Source organism: Actinokineospora alba (assembly GCF_004362515.1).
GTDB lineage: Bacteria > Actinomycetota > Actinomycetes > Mycobacteriales > Pseudonocardiaceae > Actinokineospora > Actinokineospora alba.
In genome coordinates this window covers 6316243-6338216 of sequence record NZ_SNXU01000001.1, presented here as the reverse complement: position 1 = coordinate 6338216, position 21974 = coordinate 6316243, and the positions used below count along the sequence as shown (strand labels likewise).

13 protein-coding genes are annotated in these 21974 nt (G+C 67.7%); 8 read left to right on the top strand and 5 right to left on the bottom strand.

Going from position 1 to position 21974, the window contains the following annotated elements:
* Positions 1-168: 168 nt before the first annotated feature.
* Positions 169-1686 (top strand): M28 family peptidase, encoded by a 1518-nt coding sequence (locus C8E96_RS28840; protein ID WP_091378090.1) that lies wholly within the window; start codon positions 169-171, stop codon positions 1684-1686.
* A 691-nt stretch (positions 1687-2377) separates the two neighbouring features.
* On the opposite strand, the gene C8E96_RS28835 is transcribed toward C8E96_RS28840, so the two are convergent.
* The 3 genes from C8E96_RS28835 to C8E96_RS28825 all read right to left on the bottom strand — a co-directional run bounded on the left by C8E96_RS28835 (position 2378) and on the right by C8E96_RS28825 (position 5527).
* Complete coding sequence (locus tag C8E96_RS28835; protein WP_091378093.1) at positions 2378-3268, bottom strand: carbohydrate ABC transporter permease; 891 nt, start codon at positions 3266-3268, stop codon at positions 2378-2380.
* Between the two features lie 4 nt (positions 3269-3272).
* Positions 3273-4202 (bottom strand): carbohydrate ABC transporter permease, encoded by a 930-nt coding sequence (locus C8E96_RS28830; RefSeq protein WP_228770018.1) that lies wholly within the window; start codon positions 4200-4202, stop codon positions 3273-3275.
* Positions 4203-4291: 89 nt separating this feature from the next.
* On the bottom strand, positions 4292-5527 hold the full coding sequence (locus C8E96_RS28825) for an extracellular solute-binding protein (RefSeq protein WP_091378097.1): 1236 nt from the start codon (positions 5525-5527) through the stop codon (positions 4292-4294).
* A 316-nt stretch (positions 5528-5843) separates the two neighbouring features.
* Here C8E96_RS28825 and C8E96_RS28820 point away from each other — a divergent pair, with 316 nt between their 5' ends.
* From C8E96_RS28820 to C8E96_RS28795, 6 genes are all read left to right on the top strand, one after another.
* Entirely contained in the window at positions 5844-9569 is a 3726-nt protein-coding gene (locus tag C8E96_RS28820; RefSeq protein ID WP_228770019.1) for an NPCBM/NEW2 domain-containing protein, read from the top strand.
* 320 nt (positions 9570-9889) lie between these two features.
* Positions 9890-11671 (top strand): sensor histidine kinase, encoded by a 1782-nt coding sequence (locus C8E96_RS28815; RefSeq protein WP_091378100.1) that lies wholly within the window; start codon positions 9890-9892, stop codon positions 11669-11671.
* On the top strand, positions 11656-12075 hold the full coding sequence (locus C8E96_RS28810) for a roadblock/LC7 domain-containing protein (RefSeq protein WP_091378103.1): 420 nt from the start codon (positions 11656-11658) through the stop codon (positions 12073-12075). The genes C8E96_RS28815 and C8E96_RS28810 overlap by 16 nt, the downstream gene beginning before the upstream one ends.
* Before the next feature lie 2 nt (positions 12076-12077).
* A complete protein-coding gene (locus C8E96_RS28805; protein ID WP_091378106.1) occupies positions 12078-12452 on the top strand; it encodes a DUF742 domain-containing protein in 375 nt (124 codons plus the stop codon).
* Positions 12430-13047 (top strand): GTP-binding protein, encoded by a 618-nt coding sequence (locus tag C8E96_RS28800; RefSeq protein WP_091378109.1) that lies wholly within the window; start codon positions 12430-12432, stop codon positions 13045-13047. The genes C8E96_RS28805 and C8E96_RS28800 overlap by 23 nt, the downstream gene beginning before the upstream one ends.
* Complete coding sequence (locus tag C8E96_RS28795) at positions 13044-13610, top strand: GAF domain-containing protein (protein ID WP_091378112.1); 567 nt, start codon at positions 13044-13046, stop codon at positions 13608-13610. Before C8E96_RS28800 ends, C8E96_RS28795 begins: the two co-directional genes overlap by 4 nt.
* 605 nt (positions 13611-14215) lie before the next feature.
* Here the strand turns inward: C8E96_RS28795 and C8E96_RS28790 are convergent.
* The gene (locus tag C8E96_RS28790; protein WP_228770020.1) at positions 14216-15445 is read right to left on the bottom strand and encodes an acyl-CoA dehydrogenase family protein; all 1230 of its coding nucleotides are present in this window, start codon (positions 15443-15445) and stop codon (positions 14216-14218) included.
* A 390-nt stretch (positions 15446-15835) separates the two neighbouring features.
* Entirely contained in the window at positions 15836-19033 is a 3198-nt protein-coding gene (locus tag C8E96_RS28785) for a discoidin domain-containing protein (RefSeq protein ID WP_091378115.1), read from the bottom strand.
* Between the two features lie 279 nt (positions 19034-19312).
* On the opposite strand from C8E96_RS28785, the gene C8E96_RS28780 reads away from it, so the two are divergent.
* A complete protein-coding gene (locus C8E96_RS28780) occupies positions 19313-21679 on the top strand; it encodes a family 20 glycosylhydrolase (RefSeq protein WP_091378118.1) in 2367 nt (788 codons plus the stop codon).
* Positions 21680-21974: the final 295 nt, after the last annotated feature.

Here is a 21974-nt window from a genome sequence, read left to right as displayed (position 1 = left end):
TGCTCTCCAGTGGGCCGTCCCGTTCGCGGGGCGGCCCATTTCTCGTTTCGCACCAGCAGAACGATCCACTTCGCGGGTCATTGGACCGGGCTAGTCGGGCCATGAAGGGCGAGAGTGGCACGGAACGTCCTGATTGGACTCAGCGAATGACCTTCGAGAGGAGATGACGTGCGCCTCAACCCGTTGCGCAGCACTGGGCGGTCCGCCCTGGCGATCCTGGCGGTGACCGTCGCGATGCTGGGCGGTACCGGCCCGGTCGCGGGCGCCGCCCCCGAGCAGTCCGGGGAGACCCTCGCCGACACCCTGGTGCGCAAGGTTTCCCTGGACCGGGTCAACCGGCACCTCATCGCGTTCCAGCGCTTCGCCGATCGGGCGGGCGGCACCCGGGCGGCCTACACCGGGGGATACCGCGACAGCCTCGACTACGTCGCGGACAAGCTGCGCGAAGCCGGTTTCGTCGTCGAGACCCCGGAGTTCACCTTCGACCGCCGCGTCACCGACGCCGCTTCCGTTGTGGCGGGCGGAACCTCCATCGAGCCGTTCCCGATCATCCACACCATCAGCACCCCGGCGGGCGGGGTGACCGGCAGGCTGGTGCACGTGCCCGTCGACGCCAACCCCGGCTGCGACGCCGCCGACTACGCCGGGCTCGACCTCACCGGCGGCATCGCACTGATCAAGCGCGGCGGCTGCACCTTCACCCAGAAGCAGGCACTCGCCGCCGACGCGGGTGCGTTGGCCGCGGTCATCTACAACCAGCTCGAAGGCCCGCCCCGCGGCATCCTGGCAGGCGGCCCCACGGCGTCGCGCATCCCGACCGGCCTGGTGACCATGGCCGACGGCGCGGCACTCGTCGCGCTTGCGGGCACGACCACCACGGTGGACATCCGCACCCACATCGTGCCCACGGTCAGCCACAACCTGATCGCCCAGACCCGCACCGGCCGGGCCGACAACGTGGTGCTGGCGGGCGCCCAGCTCGACAGCGAGGACGACGTCCCCGGCATCAACGACAACGCCACCGGCGCGGCGGCTCTGCTCGAGGTCGCACTGAAGCTCGGCGGCTCCCCCAGGACGTCCAACGCGGTCCGCTTCGCCTTCTGGGGCGCGGAATGGACGCAGAGCGGCTCCCGGGCGTACTTGGACTCGCTCGACTTCGAGGCCAAGCTGGACATCTCCATGTACCTGCACTTCGACATGCTCGGCTCCCTCAACGCAGGCCACTTCGTCTACGACGGCGACGACTCCGACCGGGTCGCGCCCGGCCCGCGCCCCTACGGCTGTGCCCAGATCGAGAAGACCTTCCTGGACTTCTACTCAGCGCGCGGCATCCCCACCGAGGGCACGAACTACGACGCCAACACCGACCACCCGGGCTTCGTCGCGGTCGGCATCCCCACCGGCGGCATCTACGGCGGCTCTTTCACCTACAAGTCGGCCACCCAGGCCGCGAAGTGGGGCGGCCAAGCCGGCGCAGCGTTCGACCCCAACCACCAGACCTCAAAGGACAACCTGGGCAACGTGAACCCGGCCTTCCTCGACCGCAACGCAGACGCCATCGCCTACGCGATCGGCAACTACGCGACCAGCACCGAGGACGTCAACGGCGTACCCCCACGCGCCCAGCGAGCGGCGGCACAACGAATGGCGAAGTCGGCCACCCAGGAGATCGCCCCCGCCATGTGATTTTGACGAGTGCCGATGGTGCGTTCCACACCCCAGGGGACGCACCATCGCACCTCGCGTAGACCCACGAAGGTTCATAACCAGCCCAACCAAATGCACCACCCACAGCCCCACCCCGGACGAGGAAACCCGAGGGGATAGCGGGGTGCACTGGGCGGGTGGGCAGTGAGCATGCTTTTAATCCCTGCTCTACCCCCTGCCCCCTCGTCCTGGCCATCTTTAACTCTCGATCATCGGTGTCAAGGGTCGGCTTGCCGATCGCGCAGCGACGGCCGTTTACGGCCGCCCTTGACGCCGATGATCGAGAGTTAAACAACTATGGTCGAGGGGGACTTTCTTGTTGGTACCAAAGAGAAGTGGGTGGGCCCCTCTGGCGCGATTGTTTAATTCTCGATCATCGCTGTCAAGGGCGGCCGTAAACGGCCGTCGCTGCGCGATCGGCAAGCCGACCCTTGACACCGATGATCGAGAATTAAAAGCGGCCAGGACGAGGGGCAAGGGGGAAGTGCAGGGGCGAAGAGCCGTCCCCGAAGGTGACCACGTCCGGAGCTTAAGGACCAAGAGCCGTCCCCGAAGGTGACCACGTCCGGAGCTTAAGGGCGAAGGGCCGTCCCCGAAGGCGACCACGTCCGGAGGTTCAGGGCGAAGAGCCGTCCCCGGAGGTAATTGTGTCCAGCGACGGCCTTGATCCCTACTTCACCCCACCCGCAGTCAGCCCCGCCACCAGTCGCTTCTCGATAAGGGCGAACAGGACCACCACCGGCAAGATACCGATAATCGACACAGCGAACACATACTGCCAAGCCGAGTCGTACTGTCCGACGAACTTCGTCAGCGCCACCGTCAACGGCTGGTTCGTGTCAGTCGGCAAAAGAATCAAGCTCGCCGCGAATTCATTCCAGCAAGCGATGAAAGTGAACACGACCGTCGTCACGATGCCCGGCCAGACCAGGGGCAGCATGATCCTTCGCATGGAGTCGAAGCGGGAGCAGCCGTCCAGCCAGGCCGCTTCCTCGATCTCCTTCGGGACCGCCGAGAAGAAGCTGTGCATGATCCACACGGCGAAGGACAGGTTGAACGCCGCGTTGACCAGGATCATCGACAGGTACGTGTCGTTGAGTTCCAATGTCACGAACTCACGGAACAGGCCTGAGGCCAGCACCGTGGGCTGCAACATCTGGGTGATCAGCACCAGCAGCAGGAACGGCATCTTCAGCCGGAAGTTGTGCCGTGCGGTGAAGTACGCCGCCGGTACCGCCGCCACCAGGGCCAGCAGGGTGCCGCCGATCGAGATCACGACGGTCGACCACAGGTTCGAGGGCAGCGGTGTCTCCGGTGTGCCCCACATGGTCAGGAAGTTCTCGGGGTGCCATTCGGCGGGCAGGTACGTCGGGGGGACCTTGAGGATCTCCGGACGCGACTTGAAGGCGCCGGACAGCATGATCAGGTAGGGCGCCAGGAAGATCAGCGCGATGACCCCGCCGATCGCGGTGAGGTCCCAGCGCCGCCGGGCCCGCAGGGCCGGTCGGGGTGTGCGGTTCCCTGAGCCCAGTGCCGGGGGAGTCTCGGTGAGGGTGCTCATGGACTCAGACCTCCCGCATCGGGCGCACGATGCGCAGGTAGAAGGCGATCACGATGAGGACCACCAGGAAGTTGATGACGCTCAGCGCGCTCGCCGTGTCGATCTGGCGGTCGCCCTGGATGATCTTGAAGGTCAGGGTGGTGGTCGTGTCGGCGTCGTATCCGGGGATCGCGCCGGTCATCGTGCGCAGGATGGGCAGCGAGTTGAACACGTTGATGACGTTGATCAGCGCGGCCACCGCGAGCGCGGGCCGCAACATCGGGAACACGACCCGCCAATAGGTTTGCGGTTTGGTCGCGCCGTCGATCTGCGCCGCCTCCAGCACGTCACCCGGCACGGTCTGCAGGCCGGCGAGGATGACGAAGGTGGTGAACGGGACGGACACGAACACCGCCACCGCCGCCGACGACAGGAAGCCCGAGACCGGGTTCTTCAGGAAGCCGTAGGGCTGCGCCATCACGCCGGTGTCGACCAGGAACTGGTTGATCACCCCGTAGAACGGGTCAAGGCCGTAGACGAAGATCGTCGAGGTCATCACCACCGACGCCGCCCACGGCACGATGACCGCCAGCCGCACGACCGTGCGGCCCGGGAAGGTCTTGTTCAGGAACTGCGCCAGCACCAGCGAGACCAGCACGCTGACGAGCACCACGCCGACGACCCACACCCCGGTGTTGAGGAAGACCCTCGGCAGGTGCCCGAGCGCGAAGACCTTGCCGTAGTTGTCCCAGCCCGCCCAGCCCAGGTCGGTGCCGAACCGGGAGATGTCGCGGAACGAGGTGTAGAACATGTAGCCCGCCGGGTACACCACGACGCCGCCGATTAGCAGCAGCGCGGGCGCCAGCCACGGCAGGGCCTGCAGGGTCGACTCCCTGGTGACCTTGCGGCGTCGGGCCTTGGTCGGCGGGGCGGTCGCCACAGTCGGGTCGATCACTGGCACAAACTCCCTCGGTTCTCTCAGAACCGTGGGTGGCGACCGATGCCCCGGTCGCCACCCACGGACGGGCGGACGGCTCGCAGGGGTCAGCCGCCCGCGTCCACCTTGGCCTGAATCTCCTTCAGCACGTCAGCGGCGGGCTTGGTCTGGATCTGGCCGACCAGCTGCTTGAACGCTCCGGAAGCGGTGCTCCACGCCGGGTTCGTCGACGGGTAGAACTTCGCGCCGGGAAGGGCGGCGATGAACTCCTTGAGCTCCGGCTTCGCCGCGGCGGCCTCACCACCGGACTTGGTGGCCGGGATGAAGCCCTCGTTGTCGTTGAACTTGACGTAGTTGTCCTTCTCGTAGAAGAAGTCCAGGAACTTGCGGATCGCTTCCTGCTTCTTCCCGTCCTTCTTGAACCCGACGAAGTAGTCGGCGACACCCAGGGTGGCGGGCTTGCCGTCCTTGGTCGGGCTCGGCGCGATCGCCCACTGCAGAGAAGGGTTCTTCTCCTTGATCTGGCCGACGACCGGCGGCAGGCCGGTGATCATGCCGATCTTGCCCTGGATGAAGACGTTGATCAGTGGCGTGCGGTTGGTCGCGCCCGGGTCGGCCTGGGTGGCCTTCTCGTCGATCATCTTCTTCATGAAGGTGAGCGCCTCGGTCGCCTCCGGGGTGTTGACGGTGATCTTCGAGCCGTCACCCCACGAAGCGCCCGCGCCGTAGGCCCAGATGGAGGTCTCGCCCTGGGCTTCCTCGTTGCCCAGCGGCATGCCGTAGCCGCTGACCCCGCCACCGAGGGCGGAGATCTTCTTGGCGGAGTCGAGCAGCTCGTCCCAGGTCTTGGGCGGAGCCGCGATGCCTGCCTTGGTGAACAGTTCCTTGTTGTAGAACAGCGCACGGGTCGAGGCCACCGTCGGCACGCCGTACGCGGTGCCGTCGATCGCCGCGCTCTCGACGAACGCGGGCACGACGTCGGCCAGCGTGCCGGGGGAGACGATCTCGTCGGCCTTGAACAGCAGGCCTTCCTTGCCGTAGGCCGGACCCGCGGAGTCGAGTTCGAGGATGTCCGGCGCCTTCTGGCCCTGGATCTTCGTGTCGAGGACCTTGTAGATGTCGTCCCAGCTCTGCACCTCGAGCTTGACCTTGATGGTGGGGTTCTTGGCCTCGAACGCCTTGACCAGGTCTTCCCAGTAGGGCTTGGTCTTGTCGCCGTAGGACGGGACCATCAGCTCGAGCTCGGTGTTCCCACCGGCGCCGCTGTCGGAACCGCCGCCGCACGCGACCAAGCCGAGCGTCGCCGCGGTGGCGATCGCTGCAGCCTTGATGACACGCCTCAACTTCTCCTGCCTTCCTGCTGGACCGGTCCGCCGGCACTGCCGAACGAACCGAGCGATGCAATCTTACGATTGAGAATGAGCACTTCTAATCACTTGTAAGCAGATTGCGAACATGTTCCCCCCTGCCCTCCGGTTCGTCAACGGTCTCAGGCCAGCTTTGACGCGCGTTGCATTAATGCAACACGAAGCAGTGACACCACGCCTGTCATGCGCTAGACATGTGCGAAAGATGCTCGAAGATGCTCGAAGTGAGGGCCTTATGCGCAGAAGTGTTCAGATATGTCGAAATCTGGGGATTCTTGCTGCCACCGGGGCGGTGGCGGCAACCCTGCTCATCGCGCCCATGGCCACCGCCGCCGAACCAGGGCAACTCGGCGCGGTCACCGGGTTCGCGGCCGACAAGGCCACGTTCACCCTGGACGCGGGTGAGGCCAAGGTGCGCGTGATGTTCCTGCGTGACGACGTCTTCCGGATCTGGCTGGCGCCGGACGGCGAGTTCAGCGACCCGGCGAACACCCCGCCGACCGACCCGGCCGCGCCGAAGTCCGACATCGTGGTGAAGAAGGACTACGCGCCCCCCGCCACCACCTGGTCCGACCAGGGCGCCTACTACTCCCTGCGCACCAAGGCCGCCGAGGTGCGCGCCTACAAGGACGCGCTGCGCTTCGCCCTGCACCGGGCCGACGGCACCCAGGTGTGGTCCGAGCGGGCCCCGCTCGCCTGGACCGCCACCAGCGCCACCCAGTCGCTTGGCCGCGGCCCCACAGAGCAGTTCGTCGGCGGCGGCATGCAGAACGGCCGCTTCTCCCACCGCGACAAGACCATCAAGATCTCCCGCGACTTCAACTGGGAGGACGGCGGCAACCCGAACGCCTCCCCGTACTACATGAGCACCGCGGGCTACGGCGTCCTGCGCAACACCTTCGCGCCGGGCAGCTACGCCTTCAACGAGCCGGTGGCCACCACCCACCAGGAGCAGCGCTTCGACGCCTACTACTTCGTCGGCGACATGAAGACGTCGCTGGACCGCTACACCGAGCTCACCGGCAGGCCGTTCCTGCCGCCGATCTACGGCCTGGAGTACGGCGACTCCGACTGCTACAACCGCGGCCACTACCGCCCCGGCGTCGACCCCGACCCGCGCAACGACGGCAAGTACCACCCGGACAAGGAGATCACGACGGACGCGGCGAAGATCGCGCAGAAGTTCGTCGACAACGATATGCCCGGTGGCTGGATGCTCGTCAACGACGACTACGGCTGCGGCTACAGCGCCGACCGCGACGCCTACCTCCAGAACCCCAACCCCGGCGGGGTGGAGAAGTACATCGGCACCCGCGACATCAACGCGCTGACGGCGGCGGGCGACGAGCTGCGCAAGCGCGGCATCGAGATGGGCCTGTGGACCGAGTCGTCGCTGGACAAGCAGCCCGAGGAGGTCGGCCAGGCGGGCGTGCGGGTGCGCAAGCTCGACGTCGCCTGGGTCGGACCGGGCTACCGGCACGCGCTGTCGGCGTGCGACACCGCGCACTCGGGCATCGAGCAGCACAGCGACGCCCGCGGGTACAGCTGGATGGTCGAGGGCTGGGCGGGCGCGCAGCGCTGCGCGGTCCAGTGGACCGGCGACCACGCCGGCACCTTGAACAACATCAAGTGGCAGATCCCGGCCATCCACGGCTCGGGCAACTCCGGCATCGCCTACGCCGCCGGTGACGTCGACGGCATCTTCGGCGGCAGCGCCACCAGCTACGTCCGCGACCTGCAGTGGAAGGCGTTCAACCCGGCCCTCATGTCGATGAGCGGCTGGTCGACGCCGAAGTTCAAGCAGCCGTGGGCCTACGGCGAGCCGTACACCGCGATCAACCGCCAGTACCTCCAGCTGCGCGAGCGGCTGCTGCCGTTCTTCTACAGCTACGCGGCCGAGGCGCACCGCACCGGCGCGCCGATCAACCGGTCGCTGATCCTGGAGTACCCGAACGACCCGAAGACCTGGGACGACACCACCAAGTACGAGTTCCTGGCGGGCAAGGAGTTCCTCGTCGCCCCGATGTGGGACGAGGGCGAGGTCAAGAACGGCATCTACCTGCCGGAGGGCACCTGGATCGACTACTGGTCCGGCCAGGCCCACCAGGGGCCGAAGACGATCGACGGCTACCACGCCCCGCTCGACCGGCTGCCGCTGTTCGTCAAGGCGGGCGCGGTGGTCCCGATGTGGCGCGATGGCATCACCGGCCACGCGCAGCAGAAGCCGGGCGACCGGGTGACTGTCGACGTCTATCCGCAGGGCGACTCGTCGTTCTCGATGTACGAGGACGACCGGGTGACCCGGGCGAGCCGCGCGGGCAAGTCGGCCACGCAGAAGTTCGACGTGACCGCGCCGAAGAACGGCTACGGCACGGTCGCGGTGCGCATCGGCGAGAGCGTCGGCGACTACGCGGGCAAGCCCGCCGCCCGGCCCTACGAGCTGACCGTGCACACCGGCTCCAAGCCCGCCGCGGTCCAGCCGGACGGTGGGGCGCCGCTGGCCCAGCTGCGGACCAGGGCCGAGTACGACGCGGCCCAGACCGGCTGGTTCTACGACCAGAACGACCGCCGCGGCGTCGTGCACGTGAAGACGGCGCCGGTGTCCACCGGGGCCTCGTCGACGGTCAACCTGTACGGCACCACCTCCGTGGGCGGCGGCCGGGTGAGCGACTCCTTCGGCACCGCCACACTGTCCACTCCGGACCTGTGGGCCGCCGCGGGCACGCCGACCGAGGTGGCCGCCGAGTTCCGCAACGGCACCGAGATCCCGGTGCAGGACGTCCGCCTCGCGCTCGGCCTGCCCGAGGGCTGGACCGCCACCGCCAAGGGGAACTCCACCCATTCGGTGGTGTTCCCGGGCAAGAGTGTTCGGACTGTGTTCGCCGTGACGCCGCCCGCCGCCGCGGTCGGCACGCACACGATCAAGCTGGACACGACCTATGTCGCCGCGGGTGTCAAACACACCAGCAGCGCCGTGGGCCGCGCCCAGGTTCCGTTCGGCTCGGTGGCGGCGGCGTACAACACCGTCGGCATCACCGACGCGGCCACCTACAAGGCGGGCAAGTTCGACCCGGACGGCAACAGCTTCCCGGCCGAGCTCCTCGCCGCCAAGGGCTACACCCCGGGTGCGACGGTGACCGCGCAGGGAGCCCAGTTCACCTGGCCCGCCGCGGCCCCGGGCACACCCAACCTGGTGAAGGGTCAGGAGCAGCCGATCCTGGTCTCCGGGACCGGCACGCACCTGGCGCTCCTCGGGTCGGGCGCGAGCACCAGCGCGCGCGGCACGGTGACCGCCATGTACACCGACGGCACGGAATCGACGCACACGCTGGCCTTCCCGAACTGGTCGTTCCAGGACCCGACCACCGGCGGGGCGAAGCTGGCGGTGTCGGTGAAGGGCCGGTACACCCCCACCGGCCTGGCCAACACCGATGTCGACTACCGGGTCTTCTACAACACGGTGGAGTTGGCCAAGGGCAAGACGATCCGCGCGTTCAAGCTCCCCGCGAGCGCCACGTTCGGTGTCTTCGCCGCGGCGGTGCACGACCGGCCGCTGCCGCCCGCGCCCAAGGGCGAGGCGTTCGTCAGCGATCTCGAATGGCTGAGTTCGACGAACGGTTGGGGACCGGTGGAGCGCGACCGCAGCAACAACGAGAGCGCCGCGGGCGACGGCAAGCCGATCACCCTCAACGGCACGGTGTACGCCAAGGGACTCGGCGCGCACGCGCCTTCCAACGTTCGAGTGAACCTTGGCGGCGTCTGCTCCTCGTTCAGCGCGCAGGTCGGTGTGGACGACGAGATGGGTGACACCAGTCCGTCCACTGTGGTCTTCAAGGTGTTGGTGGACGGGGTGGAGAAGTACGCCTCCCCGGTGCTGCGGCCCACGTCGGCCACGGTTTCGGTGCAGGTCCCGGTCACCGGGGCGCGGTCACTGGAACTGGTGGTCGCCGATGGCGGCGACGGCATCGCCAGCGACCACGGGGACTGGGCGGACGCGAAGCTGTCGTGTAATCCCTAGCGGGTAATCGACAGCCGAGAACGGCGGGGCGGGTGACCAGGCGTACTGGTCGCCCGTCCCGTTTCCCGTTTCTTGGGCCGTTCGGGTGCTACCCACGGGTAGGGCAGTCGATCAAGGTTGCGCGACAAAACTATCGCCTATATATAGAAATCCGATGATCCGCTGGTCATCGAACTGTCACGCGCAGTCTCCTGTTCGCCGCCACTGCTGCGGTAGCATCGCCCGCGTCGCAGAGCCCCCAGCCATTTGGTCTGGCCACGCTACATAGACTTGATCATGGTCGTCGGTCGCTGTCGGTCGCCTCGTACAGGAAGGACCAGATGTCTGAATCGCCATCGCCGGAGACGCCTCACCCCACCCGCGGCACCCGGCTCGACACCGACTACTCGCGGGCGAGCGAGCATCTCCAAGCCAGGCTTTTACAGATCGGGCTGTCCCTGCTGGCGGTAGTGGTCCTCGGCGGTGGCGCCGGGATCCTGTCGATCACCATGAATCCCGGGTCGGCTTTTGTCGCCTCGGTGAGTGTCGTGGCGGGCAGTGTGATCGCCGTCATGATCGCGCTGCTGTGCGCGGGGTCGGCCACCCGCAAGATCCGGCTCCCGGAACTCACGTACCGGGCGGCCGCCGCGGCCTACCCCCAGCGTCCGCCGTCGCCGTCGCCGGTTCCACCGCCGACGCCCGCGCCCGCACCGACGCCCGCCGAGCAGGCGTACGAAGCCGCGCGCAAGCCGCAGCCCGCGCCGCTCTGGGCGCACCCGGACGAGCTTCCCGCGACGCTCACCGACGACCCCGGCCAGCGCCGCGAGGTGTTCGTCAAGCTGGCGCGGCGACTGCAGTCGCTGATCAACCGGTCCATCCAGCGCATCGACCAGCTGGAGCAGGACAACGAGGACCCCGTGCTGCTCGACGGGCTCTACGAGATCGACCACCTCTTCACCCTCGCCCGCAGGCAGGGTGAGAACCTCGCGGTGCTCGGCGGCGAGCCGCCGCAGCGCCGGTCGAACCGGCCGGTCAGCGTGTACGCGGTGCTGCTCGCCGCGGTGTCCGAGGCCGAGCACTACCGGCAGATCGCGATCGTGCCGGTCGAGGATGTCGAGATCCACGGCCACGCGGTCGCCGAGATCATCCACCTGCTCGCCGAGCTCCTCGAGAACGCGACCAGGTTCACCTCCCCGGACGGGCCGAAGGTCGAGGTCCGCGCGCACAAGGTCACGGCGGGCCTGGCCATCGAGGTCCAGGACCGCGGGCTCGGCATGAGCTACGAGGACCTGGAGCGGATCAACCACCTGCTCGACGGCTCGACCCGCATCGACGTCAGCGAGCTGCTGCAGGACGGCCGCATCGGCCTCGCGGTCGTGCGTGAACTCGCACGGCGCCACGGCATCCGGGTGCGGCTGCAGTCGAACATCTTCGGCGGCATCGCCGCGGCCGTCGTCATCCCGCCGCACCTGCTCAGCGAGGCGCAGCCCGTGGCGGAGACCCGCCGCCGCGTCCAGCCCTCGCCGGTGCAGCGGGAGCGCCGGGTCGAGCAGCAGGCGATCCCGGCCGCGCCCGAGCCGCCGCGTCCCACCCTGGAGCCGAGCCCCCGGCCGACCTCGCAGCCCAGTCCGCAGGTGTCGGCCCCCGGGCTCACCGCGCCGCCGCTCAGCGCACCCGCGCTCAGCTCCGTGCACCTGACCCAGCCGACGAGCAGGCGCCAGGCGCCCGCCGAGCCCGAGGCGGCGCCCGCCGACCACGGGCAGGCCGACGAGCAGCACTGGTCCAGGGAATCCGCCCTGCCGGAACTTCCGGTGCGGGCCCCCGGCCGCTCCTACAACGAGTTGCGCTCCGGTGTGCACGACGACGCCGAGGAGCAGGCCGCCCAGGAGCAGGCGGGCAACCAGCCGCCGCCGCTGCCGCAGCGTCGCGGCACCCACCTGCGGGAGGAACTGTTGGAACCGCCCGCGCCCGCGCCGTCCATCACCGGACACAACACGCGCTTGATGGCCGCTGTCCAGGAGGGCCGCGACCACTGGCTCACCGAGCAGATCCGTGAAGCGTCACCACATGAGCCGACCCAAGCACCTACCAGAGGAGAATCCGCCGCATGGCCGACGACCTGAACTGGCTCCTTCGCCGCCTGGTCGAGGCAGTTCCCAACACCCGCAGCGCGCTGCTGTTGTCGGTCGACGGGATCCCGAAGTACTGGTACGGACTCGACATCGACGGCGCCGACCGGCTGGCGGCCCTGGCCAGCAGCATGCGCTCCCTGGCCAACCAGGTGGGCACGACGTTCAGCAGCGGCGGCGCCGAGGGCGTGCGCCAGGTGATCACCGAGCTCAACGAGATCATCCTGTTCGTCACCGCCGCGGGCGCGGGCAGTGTGCTGGCCGTGATCGCCGACCAGGAGGTCGACGCGGGCATCCTGAGCTATGAGATGCAGCGGCTGTGCACCCAGGTGCCCGCCGTCCTGGAGACCCCTGCCCGATACCAGGTCGCGGCGCCCCCGAGCAACGGGTCCCGGTGACGATGGCCGGTACGGGCGAGGATCCCGACACCGACGCGGACCTGTTCGGCGTCCGTCCCTACGCCGTCACCGACGGACGCACCCAGCCCAGCACACCATTGGACCTGATGTCGCTGGTCCGGGCCACGGGCGGCGGGATGGTCGCGCCCGACCGCCTGGGCGTCGAACACGCCCAGGCATTGAAGCTGTGCCAGGTGCCGACGTCCGTCGCCGAGATCGCCGCGCACCTGCGTCGCCCGGTCACCGTGGCGAAGGTCCTGTTGTCCGACCTGATCGAACTGGGGGCTGTCATCGCCAGATTCCCGCCAAGCACGTCCTATTCCAATGACCCCGACGTCCTGCGGGCGGTGATCGATGGCCTCCGCCGGATCGTTTGAGCAGTTCCCGATCCAGGTCAAGATCCTCATCGCGGGCGGTTTCGGGGTCGGGAAGACCACGTTCGTCGGCGCGGTGAGCGAGATCGAGCCGCTGACCACCGAGGAGACGCTGACCGCGGCGAGCGTCGGCACGGACAGCGTGGCCGGTGTCGAGAGCAAGACGACCACCACGGTCGCCATGGACTTCGGCCGGATCTCCTTGACCGACAAGAACTTGGTGCTGTACCTGTTCGGCACGCCCGGGCAAGATCGTTTCTGGTTCATGTGGGACGAGCTTTCCCGCGGCGCGCTCGGCGCGGTCGTCCTCGCCGACACCCGCAGGCTGCAGGACTGCTTCAGTGCCGTCGAGTTCTTCGAACGGCGTGACATCAAGTTCATCGTCGCGCTCAACGAGTTCGAGGGCGGCTACTGGTACGACGACGCACAGGTGCGGGAGGCGCTCGCGCTCAAGCCGCAGGTGCCGCTCGTCCGGTGCGATGCCCGCAGCACCCGCTCGGCGAGCGAGGTGCTGATCGCCCTGCTCGAATCCGTCCTCGCGACGTTCTCCGTCGCCGGGACGACTGCCCCAGTCCCTAGGATCCGGAGCCACCCATGAACTACGACATGATCGACTCCCGGCTGCTCACCGCGCCCAACGACCCGGAGGTCGGCAGGCGGCTGGTGCGGCTGCAGGAACTCGGGCTCGGCGGCACCCCCGACCCGGAGTTCGATGCTTTCGCGACCGAACTCGCCGAGGCGGCCGACGCCCCCTACGCGATGGTCAACTTCATCGGCGAGAACGAGCAGTACTTCGCCGGACTGCACGTGCCGTCCAGTGTCCAGGCGGACGCGCTGAAGGCGGCCCAGTCGTCCTCGAACGCCACCCCGAGCCGCACGATGGCCCGCGACCACGGCTACTGCCCCCACGTTGTGGTGCGCCGCAAGGCTTTGGTCCTCGACGACGTGTGCTCGTACCCGCGCTTCGCGGTGAACCCGGTGATCAACTCGATCGGCGTCCGCGCCTACATGGGCGCCCCGCTGATCGACCGCACCGGCACCGCACTGGGCACGATCTGCGTCGTGGCCACCGAGGAGAGCCGCTGGGGCCGCCCGGGCCTGGAACTCATCAAGTCGATGGCCGCCAAGGTCGTAGACCTGATCCACCAGCGCGAGCGCTGACGCCGGTCCACCAGCGGGAGTGACGGCGATGCCCGGTCGCCGTCACGACCCCGCGAACGCAAGGGGTAGAACAGAACGGCCTGCCTAGGCGACCTGCGTGCCGCCGACCACACGCGATCGCAAGGGGGATCCCTCCCGGCCGCCCGCGATGGCAAGGGGATCCTTCCCGACCACTCGCGATGGCAAGGGGATCCTTCCCGACCACTCGCGATGGCAAGGGGAAGCCTCCCGACCACCCGCGATGGCAAGGGGAAGCCTCCCGACCACCGCGAGGGTGAGGGGAATCGTCCCGACCACCCGCGATGGCAAGGGAACTCTCCCGACCACCCCGAATCGCAAGGGGCCCAACAGAACGGCCTGTTTGGGTGGTTCGCCTTGATTCGGGGTGAGAAGGACCTAAACTCGCGTGGCGCGGGGCAGTTTCTTCACCCTGCCCGCTTTACCCGCGCAGGTCCTTCTCCGGGGTCCCCGAATCAAGGCGAACCACCCAAACAGGCACCAGCCGCACAAGCCTGCTGGCGAACCACCCAAACAGGCACCAGCCCCACAAGCCCGCCGGCGAACCAGCCAAACAGGCACCAACACACCCAAACGCCGGTGAGCACCTACCCCGCGTTGCGCAGAAAAGTGCTACTAGACCGCAGTTCGGCCGCAAACCGCTCCGACCACTGATCGCGGTAAGTCCCGAGCGCCACCTCAGCCAACCGCAACCGCTGCACATCCGAAGTGCCCGCCGGAGCATAAATATGGTTGGCATCGCGGAAGAAGCGCTCGATGTGACGGTCCGGGTCGAGCCCGTACGCCGCGTGCACCTCCATCGCCACCCGCGCCGCGTCCAGAGAGGACTCGACGTTGAGCAGCTTGGCGTTGATCAGGTCCGCGTCGCACGGGATGCCCTGGTCGAGCAGGTGCGCGGCGTGGTACGCGGCGAGTCGGCACATCATCAGCTGGGACTGCAGCTGCCCGAGTTTCTGTTTGACAGTCGGGAGTTCACTCAAGGATTCGCCATAGCGCTGGTGCTCTTTGGTGAAGTGGACGGTCCGTTCGACCAGTGCCTGGTGGATGCCCAGAGAGACGGCCGTCAGGTTCGGCCGGCCATAGAGGACACTCGAGGAATACGCGACGGAGAGACCGTCCCCCTCGGCGCCGAGCAGGTTCTCCGCCGGGACCCGGCAGTCGTCGAAGATCAGTTCGCCGAAGCTGAAGCCGTGCAGTCCCATCGCTGGCCGGTGCGGGCCGAGGGAGAACCCGGGGGTGGTGGACTCGACCAGGAACGCCGACATCCCTTTCGAGCCGGGCCCGGTGCGCACCACGACGCCGTGCAGGTCACCGACGTGGCTGTTTCCGACGAACACCTTCCGCCCGTTGAGGACGTAGTCGCCGTTCACTCGTTTGGCGGTAGCCGACATTCCGGCGACGTGCCCACCGGACTCGGGTTCCGTGACCGCGATCGTCGGCAGGCACCGGCCGTCGCTGACGGCGGGCAGCCAGCGCCACTTCTGGTACTCGTTGCCGAAGTGCACGATCTTCGCGACGCCGAGCTGCGAGGCCTGCACCATGGCGCCCATCGCGCCGCTGACCCGTGACAACTCCTCGATGATGATCGTCTTCGCCAGGTGGCCGAGCCCCATGCCACCGTAGCGGGGGTTCACCGTGACACCGATCCAACCCTGCTGTGCGATCAGCCGCGACAATTCGAAATGGACCGCTCGGGACTCTTCCATCTCGGCTACCCGGGGTGCGACCTTGCTCTCCGCGAACTCACGGACCTGCTCGCGCAACTGTTCGTGGCGGGCTGTCGTGAAGTAGCTGGTCGACTGGGCGGCGAGGTTCACTGCGGTCCCCTAAATATCTCGTCACCGACCGACGCGACTCCGGCTTGGAGTGCCGGTGAGTAACCCTGCCATCGACACAGCGTGCGCGGTACCACCTGATTGGTGATTCCTGGAGTCCAAGATCCTTTGTTACTGACGAGTTCGATCACTTGCAGTGATCACTCCTGTTAGGAACCGTGGTCGGACGTCGTTTCCCCGCAGTGCTTTCCATCACTGCCGAGAGCATTGCGACTGTTCGGTCTATTCGCTGTTTGGACGGTTGTTGTCATTCGGGTGACAAGTTTCCGCCCCCGTCGGACCTCACCTGACGGGGGCGGAACGTCGTGGGCCGGTGGGGGCGGGCGGAGTCGAATTCCGCCCGCCCCACCAGGTTGCGCTATGTAGTCGGCGTCACCGTCCGACCGCGGTGATCTCGGCCGCGGAGGTCCACGGTCCACCGTTCACTTCGGACAGTGCGCGCAGTCGCAGGTACCGTCCGGTCTTCGCGGTGAAGGACAACGTCTTCTCTGTTGTTCCGCCGCTGAAGGTTCCGGTCGCGACGGGTGTGCCCCAGCTGGTGGTGCTGTCGCTGACGTAGACCTCGTACTGCCCGATGGTTCCGTTGACGCCGCCGTCTTGCCTTGGCAGGTAACGGAGTCCGTCGATCTGGTAGCTCGCCCCGAGGTTGATCTGCACCTCGTGGGGGAGCGGGTCGGCGCCACCGGACCACTTGGTGTGCCAGATGGTCGCGGTGTTCCCGTCGATCGCGTTGCTCGCCGGTTCCCCCGTCTGCTGGCTGCTGGCGGAGACAATGCTCTGTCCCGCCTTGGGAATCGGCGCCGACACCGCCGCGGGCTTGCCGAGCGTGGTGATCTCCGCGACCGACGTCCACGGTCCACCGTTCACTTCGGACAGTGCGCGCAGTCGCACATACCTTCCGGTCTTCGCCGTGAAGGACAGGGCCTTCTCTGTCGTTCCACCGCTGAAGGTCCCGGTCGAGACCGGTGTTCCCCATGTGGTGCTGTTGTCGCTGACGTAGACCTCGTACTGCCCGATGGTTCCGTTGACGCCGCCGTCTTGCCTTGGCAGGTAACGGAGTCCGTCGACCTGGTAGCTCGCCCCGAGGTCCACCTTGATCTCGTGCGGCGGCGCCGGGTCCGGGTCGACGTTCGACCACGCGGTGTGCCACAGGGTGCCGGTGTTGCCGTCGATCGCGTTGCTGCCGGGCTGGCCGGTCTCCTGGCTGTCCACCGAGAGCACCGTCTGGCCCGCCTTGGGGATGGGCTGGCTGCCGGTCGGGATGGCGTTCGCGGCGGGCAGGGTCGTGCCGGTCGCGGTGACGGTGAACGCGGTCGAGGTGCTCTGCGTGCCGGTCTTGACGTGCAGCACGCCCGCCCGGTCGGCCGGGTCGAAGAACCAGCCGGTCGTGGCGCTGTCGTAGGCGGACTTGGTGGTGTGCTTGACAAGCGTGGTCGTGCCGAGCGTCACCGCGGTCGGGGCGGATGCCACGTGGACCGCGAAGTCGTAGCCGCGGTTCGCGAGCTTGCCGGTGTACGAGCCGACGCTGGCGCCGACCTGGATCCGCACGTCGCCCGCGCCCGAGGTGGGGGCGGTGACGTCGACCTTCTGCTTGGCGAACGCGCCGGTCTGGTAGGACCGGGTGAGCCCGTCGTCCTCGTACAGCGAGAACGTGGAGGTGCCGCGGGGGTAGACGTCGTAGGTGATCGGGGTGGCGGGCTTCTCGCCGCTGCGGTTCATCTGCGGCCACATCGGGACGATCCCGCCGCCCTTGACGAACAGCGGCAGCGTGTCCAGCGGCGCGTTGTACCCGTTGAGCCAGCCCGGCCCGGCGTAGGTCTTGCCGGTCCAGTAGTCGGTCCAGGTCCCGGCGGGCAGGTAGATCCCGTCGCGCACGGTCGTGTCGCTGGTGACCGGGGCGACCAGGAACGCGTCACCCGACATGAACTGCTGGCTGGTCTCGTTGCCCCGGGCGACCGGGTCGTTCGGGTACTCCAGGACCATTGCCCGGGTCGACGGGGTGCCGGTCTCGGTCGCGACCCGGCTCATCGAGTACAGGTACGGGGTCAGCCGCATCTTGAGCTTGAGGTACTTGCGGTTGATCGACAGCGTCGGCTCGGCCCAGCGCCACGGTTGCTTGTCGCTGAACCCGGTCGACGGGTTCGTCGGGCCCCAGCCGGACATGGTCATCAGGGCCGGGGTGAACGCCTTCCACTGCAGGTCGCGCGCGTAGGTCTTGGCGCTGCCGTCAAAGATGCCGTCGACGTCGCCCGCGGCGTAGTTCAGCGCGGAGAGCCCGGCGCCCGCGATGGCGGGGACGTGCCAGCGCATGTCGGCCCAGGTGCCGTGGGTGTCGCCGCTCCAGACGACCGCGTTGCGCTGGGTGCCCGCCCAGCCGTCGACCGTCCACACGAAGCGGCGGGCGTCGCTGTTGTTCTCGATGCCGTTGACGGCCTGCTGCACTCCGTCGAAGGCCATCTGATAGCCGGGGCCGATCCAGGCGACGTCGGTCTTCACCGCGCGACTGCCGGAGACGCCGACCTCGTTGCCGATGTTGGACAGCCCGGTCGAGGTCCACAGCCCGGTCTTCATGCCCCGGGACTGCAACTGCGAGACGACGTTCGTCAGGTCCTTGTAGCCGCAGCCGTAGCCGTCGTTCGGGAGGAACCAGCCCGAGGGCATGTCCGCCGCGATGGCCTGGTCGGCGTACTTGACCACGTCTGGCGTGGTCTGGTGGTCGATCCGGTTGTGGTCGCCCTGGTAGTCGGGGTTGGAGGCGTTCCAGCAGTCGGCGTTGCCCATCTCGAAGCCCCAGATCGGGGCCAGGAACGGTTTGCCGGTGACGTCGGTGTACCGGTTCAGCACGTCCTTCGGGCCGTCGCCGACGAAGTAGAACGCGTCGAACCGGGTCTCGTTGTGGCGCAGCCCGACGGTCGACATGAAGTCGTACTGGCCGGGCGCCCAGGTGTTGCGCACGACGCCGTAGCCGTTGGTCGACAGGTAGAACGGCGCGGGGGAGGCGTTCTTGCCCTCCCGCCAGGTGTTGTCGACCGCCACGGGAACCGAGAGATCACGCAGCGCCCACGCGCCGAGGCGGAACCCGGTGCCGTAGAACTGTTCGTCGGCGCCGCGGACCAGGTTCTGCGTGGCGGAGCCGGTCTGCCAGGTCAGGCCGGTCGACTCCTTCCAGACCGGGGTGGTGTTGTCGGCCCGGTAGAGCTCGAAGCGCAGCGGGGACTTGTAGGCCCGCAGGGTCACCGCGCTGGTGTTCATCCGGTAGTAGGTGCCCGCGTCGGACCAGGTCGTGTTGACCGCGCCGAAGTCGGTCTTGATGGCGATCTTGCCGCCGACCGGGTCGCTGAACGTGCCGGTGGGCGCGAGCCACAGCCGGAACACACCGGGCTGGGCGAAGCTCACCCGCACCTTGGGTGTTCCCGCCGAGATCTCATAGGTGGACCCGTTCGGGGTGAACGCGGTGATGTTGCCCAGCGTGGCCGCTGCGGCGGTTCCGGTGCTGACCAGGGGCAGTATGGCGGCGCCGAGGACGGCGGCGGTGAGTAAGGCGAGTCGACGTGGAAGTCGGGCTCTCATGACTGGACCTCTCGGGTGGAGGGCAGGGGGAGTCTCCAGCGAGCGTGCTTGTTTTAGATTGAAGCAGGGTAGTTTTGTGCAGGATTACGCAGAACTGTCTCTCTTGCGCCACCTGCTGTCAATGCCCGTTTGGCGGCCTACCTGTTCGCGTTGTTGATTCATGTTCGTTAGTGCAGATGAATGAACAACTATTGACAGTCTTTGTGCAGACCCGCTTCACTCTTTTGGTCTGGACCACCCCCTGCCCGGTTCCCATTCCTGCGCTCCCGAAGGACACCGATGGCCTCCCAGCGATTGTTGGCGCGCGTCGTGCTCGCCGCTCTCTTACTCGTCACCGCGGTCGGCGGCATCGTGGTCGGCGGCCCACCGGCCCTGGCGGCGGTGTCGTCCATGGCCAACGAGAAACCGCGGACGATCCCCGCGCTGCGGGAATGGACCGGCGGCACCGGCTCCTATTCCTTCTCGAGCGCGTCCCGGATCGTCCGGGACACCCCCGCCCTGGCATCGACCAGCCAGACCTTCGTCGAAGATCTGAAGTCCTTGACCGGCAACAACATCACCCAGGTCGCGGGCACCGCCGCCGACCTTCGGGCGGGTGACATCCTGCTATCCCTTGGCTCGACGGACACCGCGCTCGGCGCCGAGGGCTACGCGCTGTCCATCACCGACCGGATCACCGTCTCCGCACGGGACGACCGGGGCGCCTTTTACGGCACCCGCACCATCCTGCAACTGCTCAAGCAGGGCACGGCGATCCCGCAGGGCACCGCCCGGGACTGGGCGCTCAAGCCCGAGCGTGGCCTGATGGTCGACAACGGCCGCAAGTACTTCACCCCGCAGTGGCTGCGCGACCACGTCAAGGAGCTGGCCTACCTCAAGCTCAACTACTTCCACCTGCACCTGTCGGACAACAAGGGCTTCCGGATCGAGTCGACCAAGCACCCGGAGTACGTCTCCGCCCAGCACCTGACCAAGCAGGAAGTCACCGACCTCATCGCGCTGGCCGCGAAGTACAAGATCACGGTGGTGCCTGAGCTCGACGCGCCCGGCCACATGGACCCGATCCTGGCCGCGCACCCGGAGCTCAAGCTCGTCAGCAACACCGGCGCGGTCAACCACGGCTTCATCGACCTGAGCAAGGACGCGGCCTACACCCTCATCAAGGACATCTACGACGAGTACCTGCCGCTGTTCCCCGGGCCGTACTTCCACATCGGCGCCGACGAGTACGTCACCGACTACAACGCCTACCCGCAGCTGCAGACCTACGCCCGCGCCAAGTACGGCGCCACCGCGAACGCCAAGGACGCCTACCTCGGTTTCGTCAACTGGGCCAACGGCATCGTGCGCGCCTCCGGCAAGACCACCCGCGCCTGGAACGACGGGCTGTTCGGCGGCAGCGCCATCACGGTGAACCCGAACATCATCGTCGAGTTCTGGTACAACTACGGCCTTTCCCCGCAGAAGCACCTCGACAACGGCCACCTGATCTCCAACGAGAGCTGGACCCCCACCTACTACGTGCTTTACTCCACCGGCCCGGGCGGCCCGAGCAGCCAGTGGGGATATGACACCTGGAACCCGGACCTGTTCCAGGGCAGCCAGACCATCGACGCCGCGTCGCGGTCGAAGAACCTGGGCTCGAAGCTGCACATCTGGTGCGACTACCCGGAGGTGGCGACCGAGGCGCGGATCGCCGCCGACATCAGGGACGGGCTGCGCATGATCGCGCAGCAGACATGGGGCTCGCCCAAGCTGGTGGCCACCTGGTCGTCGTTCACCTCGGTGATCGCCGCGATCGGCCGCAACCCGGCGTGGCCGTCGACCGCGCAGCCCGGAAACCTCGCCTTCGGCAAGCCGGTGACGGTCTCCAGCACCGAGACCCCGAGCTTCCCCGGCAGCCAGGCCGTCGACGGTGACTACGCGACGCGCTGGTCGAGCGGGTACACCGACGGCGAGCGGATCACCGTCGACCTGGGATCGACGAAGCCGATCAGCCGGGTCAAGCTGACCTGGGAAGCGGCCTACGGCAGGGGATACCGCGTCGAGACGTCGAACGACGGCACGACCTGGACCGCCATCCACACCACGACGGCCGGTGACGGCGGGGTCGACGACCTCACCGGCCTGTCCGGCTCCGGCCGCTACGTCCGGATGCAGGGCACGCAGCGGGCCACCACCTACGGGTACTCGCTCCACGAGTTCGAGGTGTACTCGCCTAGCCCGGTCGACTCCGGCGCCACCTACCAGCTCACCACCTCCGGCAAGGCGATCGACGTGCCCGGCTCGGCCACCGCGACCGGCACCCAGCTGATCGTGTGGGCGCCGCACACCGGCAACAACCAGCGGTTCGTCACCACGGCGAACGGCGACGGCACCTACACGCTCAAGAACGTCCACTCCGGCCTGTGCGTGGATGTCAACGGCGGCTCGGCCACCGCGGGCGCGGCGATCATCCAGTGGACCTGCACGGGCGGAGCGAACCAGCGCTGGTCACTGGTCGCGGCGGCGGCGGGCGGCTATGCGCTGGTGTCCCAGGCGAGCGGCCTGGCGATCACCGCGGCGACAGCCACCGACGGCGCGAAACTCACCCAGCAGCCCAACACCGGCGCAACCTTGCAGCGCTGGACCTTCACAAAGGTCTGAGTGAGACAGGTGCGGTGGCTTCGACCTGCGTCGGAGCCACCGCACCACTGTCTTCGGGGTCCGATTTCGACCAGAGGAGAAACTCCGCCCCGACCCGACAAGTCTCGCCGTCGTACGTCGTCTCCCACCCATGTGGACGATCGGGGCACCTAGCGCCTGCCCTTGATCCCTGAGCCTCCGACTCGGGTCACCTCAAGCGACTGCCCTTAATCTCTTGACCTCCGACTCTGGTCACCTTCAGGGACGGCTCTTCGCCCCTGCACTTCCCCCTTGCCCCTCGTCCTGGCCGCTTTTA